7 protein-coding genes are annotated in these 6853 nt (G+C 72.5%); 6 read left to right on the top strand and 1 reads right to left on the bottom strand.

From position 1 onward, the window contains the following. The first annotated feature begins 98 nt into the window (after window positions 1–98). From ruvX to aroB, 6 genes are read left to right on the top strand one after another with little or no spacing between them, the layout of a single operon-like run. Window positions 99–572: a Holliday junction resolvase RuvX gene (ruvX, locus tag QM626_RS14580; RefSeq protein ID WP_415077687.1), complete on the top strand. Its 474-nt coding sequence runs from the start codon at window positions 99–101 to the stop codon at window positions 570–572. Further along, on the top strand, window positions 572–1816 hold the full coding sequence (mltG, locus tag QM626_RS14575; protein WP_415077686.1) for an endolytic transglycosylase MltG: 1245 nt from the start codon (window positions 572–574) through the stop codon (window positions 1814–1816). The genes ruvX and mltG overlap by 1 nt, the downstream gene beginning before the upstream one ends. Continuing rightward, window positions 1797–2663, top strand: a complete 867-nt coding sequence (locus tag QM626_RS14570) for a shikimate dehydrogenase family protein (protein WP_415077685.1) — start codon at window positions 1797–1799, stop codon at window positions 2661–2663. The genes mltG and QM626_RS14570 overlap by 20 nt, the downstream gene beginning before the upstream one ends. Window positions 2664–2667: 4 nt before the next feature. Further along, on the top strand, window positions 2668–3882 hold the full coding sequence (gene aroC, locus QM626_RS14565) for a chorismate synthase (RefSeq protein ID WP_415077684.1): 1215 nt from the start codon (window positions 2668–2670) through the stop codon (window positions 3880–3882). Next, on the top strand, window positions 3879–4409 hold the full coding sequence (locus QM626_RS14560) for a shikimate kinase (RefSeq protein ID WP_415077683.1): 531 nt from the start codon (window positions 3879–3881) through the stop codon (window positions 4407–4409). The genes aroC and QM626_RS14560 overlap by 4 nt, the downstream gene beginning before the upstream one ends. Then, window positions 4406–5488: a 3-dehydroquinate synthase gene (gene aroB / locus QM626_RS14555; protein ID WP_415077682.1), complete on the top strand. Its 1083-nt coding sequence runs from the start codon at window positions 4406–4408 to the stop codon at window positions 5486–5488. The genes QM626_RS14560 and aroB overlap by 4 nt, the downstream gene beginning before the upstream one ends. Window positions 5489–5512: 24 nt before the next feature. Here the strand turns inward: aroB and QM626_RS14550 are convergent, their stop codons facing one another. Next, the gene (locus QM626_RS14550; RefSeq protein ID WP_415077681.1) at window positions 5513–6841 is read right to left on the bottom strand and encodes an MFS transporter; all 1329 of its coding nucleotides are present in this window, start codon (window positions 6839–6841) and stop codon (window positions 5513–5515) included. Window positions 6842–6853: the final 12 nt, after the last annotated feature.

The raw sequence follows: 6853 nt of genomic DNA, 5'->3' as shown, positions 1-6853 counted from the left end.
GGCGGCGGCGGACGCGACGACGTCGCGCAGGGCGGCGGGGCCGACCCCGCCCAGCTCGGCGCGGCGCTAGCCGAGGTGCGCCGGCTGGTCGAGAACGCGTGACCGGCTTCCGCCGCGGGGTGCGCCTGGGCGTCGACGTCGGCAAGGCCCGCGTCGGGGTCGCCCGCTGCGACCCGGACGGCCTGTTGGCCACCCCCGTCGAGACGGTGCCGAGGACGGATGCGGCGGTGGGCCGCATCCTGGACCTCGCCGTCGAGCACGACGCGGTGGAGATCCTCGTCGGCCTGCCGGTGTCGCTGGCGGGGACCGACACGCCCTCGACGACCGACGCCCGCGACTTCGCCGCCGCGCTCGCCTCGGCCGCGGGCGTGCCGGTGCGTCTGGTCGACGAGCGGCTGAGCACCGTGTCGGCCCACGCTGCGCTGCGGCGGTCAGGGCGGACCCAGAAGAACTCTCGTAGCATTGTCGATCAGGTCGCCGCCGTCATCCTGCTGCAGAACGCCCTGGATGTCGAGAAGCAGACGGGGCGACCGGCCGGTACGCCCATCCCGCCGGCCGAGGAGAGCGACTGATGTCCGACACCCCGCCGACCTCCCGGCGCGCTGCCCGCGAGGCGCAGCAGGCCGCCTCCGCCACGCCGCCCGCGCCCGAGGGCGACGCCGGCGATCTGCACGACCTGTTCACGGGCCGGGCCACGACCGACGTCCTCGGCTCCCGGCCGCCCGCGCCGGACAGGCGGCGTCGTCGCCGCCGCCTGTGGATCGCGCTGGCGGTCGTGATCGTGCTGCTGGGCGGCATCGCCGGCGGCGGCCTGTGGGCGTGGGACACCTACGGCGACAAGATCCGCGACGTCATGGGCTGGAGCGACTCGACGGACTACGAGGACGGCATCGCGACGGGATCCGTCACCGTCACGATCGTCTCCGGCGACACCGGTGCCACGATCTCCGAGAGCCTCTACGAGGCGGGCGTGACCAAGACGTCGTCGGCGTTCTACGACTACCTCATCTCGACGGCGCAGAACCCGACGTTCCAGCCGGGCGTCTACCAGCTGCAGCAGCAGATGAGCTCGGCGGCCGCGCTCACCGCGCTGATGGACTCCGCGAACAAGCTCACCGACACCGTCGTGATCCCGGAGGGACTCGGCTACGAGGACGCCCTCCAGCGGGTCGCCGACGCCACCGGCCTGTCCTACGACGACCTTCTCGCCGAGGCCGCCGACTACACGCAGTTCGGCGTCCCGGCGGAGGCGCCGAGCATCGAGGGGTTCCTGTTCCCGGCGACGTACACGTTCGATCCGGACGTGACCGCGCATGACGCGATCGCGCGGATGGTCGATGAGATGTTCTCACGCCTGGACGCCCTCGGCGTCGCCGAGTCCGACCGCCTCGAAGTGCTCACCCTGGCCTCCATCGTGCAGAAGGAGGCCGGCAGCACCGACGACATGCCGAAGATCGCCCGGGTGTTCCTCAACCGCATCGCCGACGGCATGCCGCTCCAGTCCGACGCGACGGTCGCATACGGCGCCGGGCTCTCCGGGACGGTGTGGACGACCGAGGAGGAGCGGGCGGACACCTCCAACATCTACAACACCTATGTCATCACCGGGCTCCCGCCGGGACCCATCAGCCTGCCGGGCGAGGACGCCATCAGCGCTGCCATCAACCCGGCGGACGGCAGCTGGCTCTACTTCGTCGCGGTGAACCTGCAGACGGGCGAGACCGTGTTCTCCGACACCTACGAGGAGCACGAGGCGGCGGTGGCCGAGCTGCAGGCCTGGTGCGCGGAGAGCGAGAATGCCGCCTACTGCCAGTGACGTCCGGCTCGCCGTCTGGGGCGACCCCATCGACCACAGCCGGTCGCCGCAGCTCCACCGCGCCGCCTACGACGTGCTCGGCCTCGACTGGGAGTACGGACGCCGCCGGGTCGACGAGGACGAGTTCTCCGGCGCGGTCGCGGGGCTCGACGCCTCGTGGCGCGGGCTGTCGCTGACCATGCCGCTCAAGGGCGTCGCCTGGCGCGGCGCGGCGACGCGCGACCGCCATGCCGAGCTCACCGGCGCGGTGAACACCTACCTGTTCGCCGCCGACGGCCCGCGCGGGTTCAACACCGATGTCGGGGGGCTCGTCCGCGACCTGCGCGAACGCGGCTTCGACGGGATCGACTACGCCCGCATCGTCGGGGCGGGCAAGACCGCCACCTCGGCGCTCGTCGCCCTCGCCGAGCTGGGGGTCGCCGAGGTGGAGGTCGTGCTGCGGCGGTTCAGCGCGGTCGCCCCGCTGCAGGCGCTCGGCGACGAGCTCGGCGTGTCCGTCATGCCGGTGCCGTTCTTCACGGACGCCCTGGCCGCGGCTCCCCTCACCGTCGCGGCGCTCCCCGGCGGCGTCCGCATCTCCGAGGACGCGGCGGCCATGCTCGCCGCGTGCGGGGGAGCTTTGTACGACGTCGTGTACGGGCACTGGCCGAGCTCGCTGGCCCTCGCCTGGGAGCGCGTCGGCGCGCCCGCGTGGGACGGGCTCGGGATGCTGCTGCAGCAGGCCGTGCTGCAGGTGCGCGTGTTCTCCGCCGGCAGCGCCGACGAGCCGCTGGACGACGAGCCGGCCGTGATCGCCGCCATGCATGCCGCCCTCGCCGCGGGCGATGCCGCCGCCATGGGAGACTAGGGCAATGCTCCGCGTCCTCACCGCCGGCGAATCGCACGGTCCCGAACTCGTCGCCATCATGGAGGGACTGCCCGCCGGCGTCCCCGTCTCCCGCGCCGCCATCCAGGCGGATCTGGCCCGCCGGAAGCTCGGCTACGGCCGCGGCTCGCGGATGAAGTTCGAAGAGGACGAGCTGACGATCTCCGGCGGCGTGCGGCACGGGCTCACGATGGGCAGCCCGATCGCGCTGCGGATCGGCAACACCGAGTGGCCGAAGTGGGTCGAGGTCATGAGCGCCGAGCCGGTCGAGCTCACCGACCGCTCGCGCGGCCGTGGCGCGGCGCTGACCCGACCCCGGCCCGGGCACGCCGACCTCGTCGGCATGCAGAAGTACGGCTTCGACGACGCCCGACCCATCCTGGAGCGTGCGAGCGCGCGGGAGACCGCGGCACGCGTCGCGCTGGGCGCGGTGGCCCGTGCCTTCCTGGGCGAGCTCGGCATCCGCCTGGTCAGCCACACCCTGTCGATCGGCCCCGTCCGTGTGCCCGATGACGCGCCGCTGCCGCAGCCCGACGACGTCGACGCGCTCGACGCGGATCCGCTGCGCTGCTTCGACGCGGCCACCAGCGCCCGGATGGTCGCCGAGGTGGACGATGCCAAGAAGGACGGCGACACGCTCGGCGGCATCGTCGAGGTGCTCGCCTACGGCGTGCCGCCGGGGCTCGGCTCCCACGTGCAGTGGGACCGACGCCTGGACGGCAAGCTCGCCCAGGCCCTCATGAGCATCCAGGCCATCAAGGGGGTCGAGGTCGGCGACGGCTTCGTCACCACCACCCGCCGCGGGTCGGCCGCGCATGACGAGCTGTTCGTCCAGGGCGACGGCATCTCGCGCGGCAGCGACCGCGCCGGGGGGACCGAGGGCGGCATGTCCACCGGCACCGTGCTGCGGGTGCGCGCCGGCATGAAGCCGATCGCGACCGTGCCGCACGCGCTGCGCACCGTCGACGTCGCCACCGGCGAGGTCGCCCCGGCCCACCATCAGCGCTCCGACGTCTGCGCCGTGCCCGCCGCCGGTGTCGTCGCCGAGGCGATGGTGGCGATCGTGCTCGCCGGCAGCGTGATCGAGAAGTTCGGCGGGGACAGTGTCGCCGAGACCGCGCGCAACCTGGCGGCCTACCTCGCGGCGATCCCGACGTCGCTGCGCACCGCCGCCGTCAGCGATCCGGACCTGCTCGGATGAGCGCACCTCAGACGCCGTCGCTCGTCCTGGTGGGTCCGATGGGGGCCGGCAAGACGAGCATCGGACGTCGGGTGGCCAAGGCGCTCGGCGTGCCCTTCTCGGACACCGACGCGCTCATCGCGCGCGTGCACGGGCCGATCCCCGAGCTGTTCCGCAGCCGCGGCGAGGCCGCGTTCCGTGAGCTCGAGCGGCAGGTCGTCGCCGGGGCTCTCGCCGAGCCCGGCGTGCTCGCGCTCGGCGGAGGCGCCGTGCTCGACGCCCGCACCCGTGACGCGCTGCAGGAGCACCCCGTGGTGCTGCTGTCGGTGGCCCCGCACGTGGTGGCTCGTCGCATCGTCGGCGCGGGCCGGCCGCTGCTGGAGGGCTCCGACCCGATCGCGGCGTGGCAGCGCATCTTCGCGGAGCGCAAGCCGCTCTACGACGCCGTCGCCGACGTCGAGTTCGACACCTCCCGCGGGCCGCTCTCCGACATCGTGACCGCCGTCGTGGCCTGGGCGGGCACCCGCATCCCAGGAGCCCACGTATGACCGAGCCGACCGTCATCTCCGTCCCCGGCGACGCGCCCTACGACGTCGCGGTGGGCCGCGACCTGCTCGATCGCGTCGGCGACGCGCTGGCGGCGTCGGTGCGGAAGGTCCTCCTCGTGCACGCGCCGACCCTCGCCGCCGAGGCCGAGCTCCTCCGGGAGCGGCTGCAGGCGGACGGTGCACGCGAGGTGCTGCTCGCCGAGATCCCGGACGCCGAGCAGGGCAAGCGCATCGAGGTCGCGGCGTTCTGCTGGCAGGTCATGGGACAGGCCGACTTCACGCGCAGCGACGCGGTCGTCGGCCTCGGCGGGGGAGCGGTGACCGACCTCGCAGGGTTCGTCGCCGCCACCTGGCTGCGCGGCGTCCAGGTCGTGCTCGTTCCCACCACCGTGCTCGCGATGGTGGACGCCGCCGTCGGCGGCAAGACCGGCGTCAACACGGCCGAGGGCAAGAACCTCGTGGGCGCGTTCTGGGCGCCGCGGGGCGTGGTCTGCGATCTCGCGTTCCTGGACACCCTGCCGCACAACGAGGCGGTCGCGGGCTTCGCCGAGGTCGTCAAGGGCGGCTTCATCTGGAGCCCGGAGATCCTCGAGCGGATCGAGGCGGAGCCCGACGCCATCGTCGACCCGGCCTCGGCCTCCTTCCGTCGGTGCATGGAGCTGGCGATCGAGATGAAGGCCCAGGTCGTCGGCGAGGACTTCCGGGAGGGCGGACTGCGCGAGATCCTCAACTACGGTCACACGCTCGGCCACGCGATCGAGCACGCGGAACGCTATCGCTGGCGTCACGGTGCGGCGGTCTCGGTCGGCATGATGTACGTCGCCGAGCTGTCACGGCTGGCCGGGCGTCTGTCCGACGAGGCCGTCGCGCGACACCGTGACATCCTCACCTCGCTGGGGCTGCCGACCTCGTACCGTGCCGGGGCGTGGCCGCAGCTGCTGGCCACGATGCAGCGGGACAAGAAGAGCCGCGGCGGGATGCTGCGCTTCATCGTGCTCGACGACATCGCCCGACCGACCGTCCTGCAGGCGCCCGACGAGTCGCTGCTGTTCGCCGCCTACCAGGAGGTGTCCGGGTAGCCCTCGCGTCGCCCGCACGGGGAGTCAGGCGGTCTGCGCGTTCAGCACCCGGCGGACCTCGGGCCGGGTGCCGAGATCCGCGGTCGGCACGGACCTCGTCTCGCGGGCGGTCAGGGCGGCGCCCGAGGCGATCAGGGCGATCACCGCGGTGAAGACGCTGATCACGATCCAGCCGCCTTCGGCCACGCCGCCGAGCGCGGTGACGATCGAGGGCGCGAAGCCGGCCATGAGGAACCCGATCTGGGTGCCGATGGCCATGCCGGAGAACCGCACCCGGGTGCTGAACATCTCGCCGTAGAACGACGGCCAGACCGCGTTCGCGGCGGCGTAGCCGAACGAGAACGTGAGCACGCCCAACGCGAAGGTCAGCAGCGTGTTCCCCGAGCCCATCGACAGCATGTAGAACGGCATCAGCGCGGCCGACGACAGCGCGCCGTAGATGAACACCGGCTTGCGGCCGACGCGGTCGGCGAGCATGCCGAACAGCGGCTGCGTGCCCAGCGCGAACACGTTCGCGACGACCACGAGCCACAGCGTCACGGCCTCGGCGACGCCGACCTCCTTGCCGTAGGCGAGGGCCAGGTTGCCGAACACCGTCGAGACCGCCGCGATCGTGGCGCACAGGACGACGCGCAGCACGTCGCGCCAGTGGTCGCGCATCAGCGGGATCAGCGGGATGCGGGCGATCTCGCCCTGCGCCTTGGCCGCCTCGAACGCCGGGGTCTCGTGCAGGCTGCGCCGGATGAAGTAGGCCACGACCACGACCACGGCCGACAGCCAGAACGGGATGCGCCAGCCCCAGCTGTACTTGACGTCGTCGGGCATCGCGACCACCGGGATGAAGATCAGCGCGGCGAGGATCTGACCGCCCTGGGTGCCGGTCAGCGTCCACGACGTGAAGAAGGAGCGGCGGTCGTCGGGTGCGTGCTCGAGCGTCAGCGAGGAGGCGCCGGCCTGCTCGCCCGCCGCCGACAGCCCCTGGAACAGGCGGCAGACCACGAGCAGCACCGGCGCGAACCAGCCGATCTGCGCGAAGCCGGGCAGGCATCCGATGACGAAGGTCGAGGCGCCCATCGCGATGAGAGTGAACATCAGCACCTTCTGACGGCCGATGCGGTCGCCGAAGTGGCCGAGGAAGAACGCACCGACCGGACGGGCGATGTAGGCGAACCCGAACGTCGCGAACGACATCACGAGCGCGGCCTGGTCCCCGGAGGGGAAGAAGATGCTGGGGAAGATCAGGGCGGCGGCGGACCCGAACAGGAAGAAGTCGTAGTACTCGACGGCGCTGCCCATGAAGCTCGCGATCGCGGCCTTCACCGGGGTCTTCCGCGTCGTTGCGGCGGTGGTCATCAGAGTGTGCTC

The sequence above is a fragment of the Microbacterium sp. genome (assembly GCF_047606385.1).
Lineage (GTDB): Bacteria > Actinomycetota > Actinomycetes > Actinomycetales > Microbacteriaceae > Microbacterium.
This window is presented reverse-complemented; position numbering and strand designations above follow the sequence as displayed.

What these genes read in the sequence shown, in the direction of transcription:
- mltG (WP_415077686.1), top strand. Translation starts at nt 572, where the DNA reads ATGTCCGACACCCCGCCGACCTCCCGGCGCGCTGCCCGCGAGGCGCAG.
- QM626_RS14570 (WP_415077685.1), top strand. Translation starts at nt 1,797, where the DNA reads ATGCCGCCTACTGCCAGTGACGTCCGGCTCGCCGTCTGGGGCGACCCC.
- aroC (WP_415077684.1), top strand. Translation starts at nt 2,668, where the DNA reads ATGCTCCGCGTCCTCACCGCCGGCGAATCGCACGGTCCCGAACTCGTC.
- QM626_RS14560 (WP_415077683.1), top strand. Translation starts at nt 3,879, where the DNA reads ATGAGCGCACCTCAGACGCCGTCGCTCGTCCTGGTGGGTCCGATGGGG.
- aroB (WP_415077682.1), top strand. Translation starts at nt 4,406, where the DNA reads ATGACCGAGCCGACCGTCATCTCCGTCCCCGGCGACGCGCCCTACGAC.
- QM626_RS14550 (WP_415077681.1), bottom strand. Translation starts at nt 6,841, where the DNA reads ATGACCACCGCCGCAACGACGCGGAAGACCCCGGTGAAGGCCGCGATC.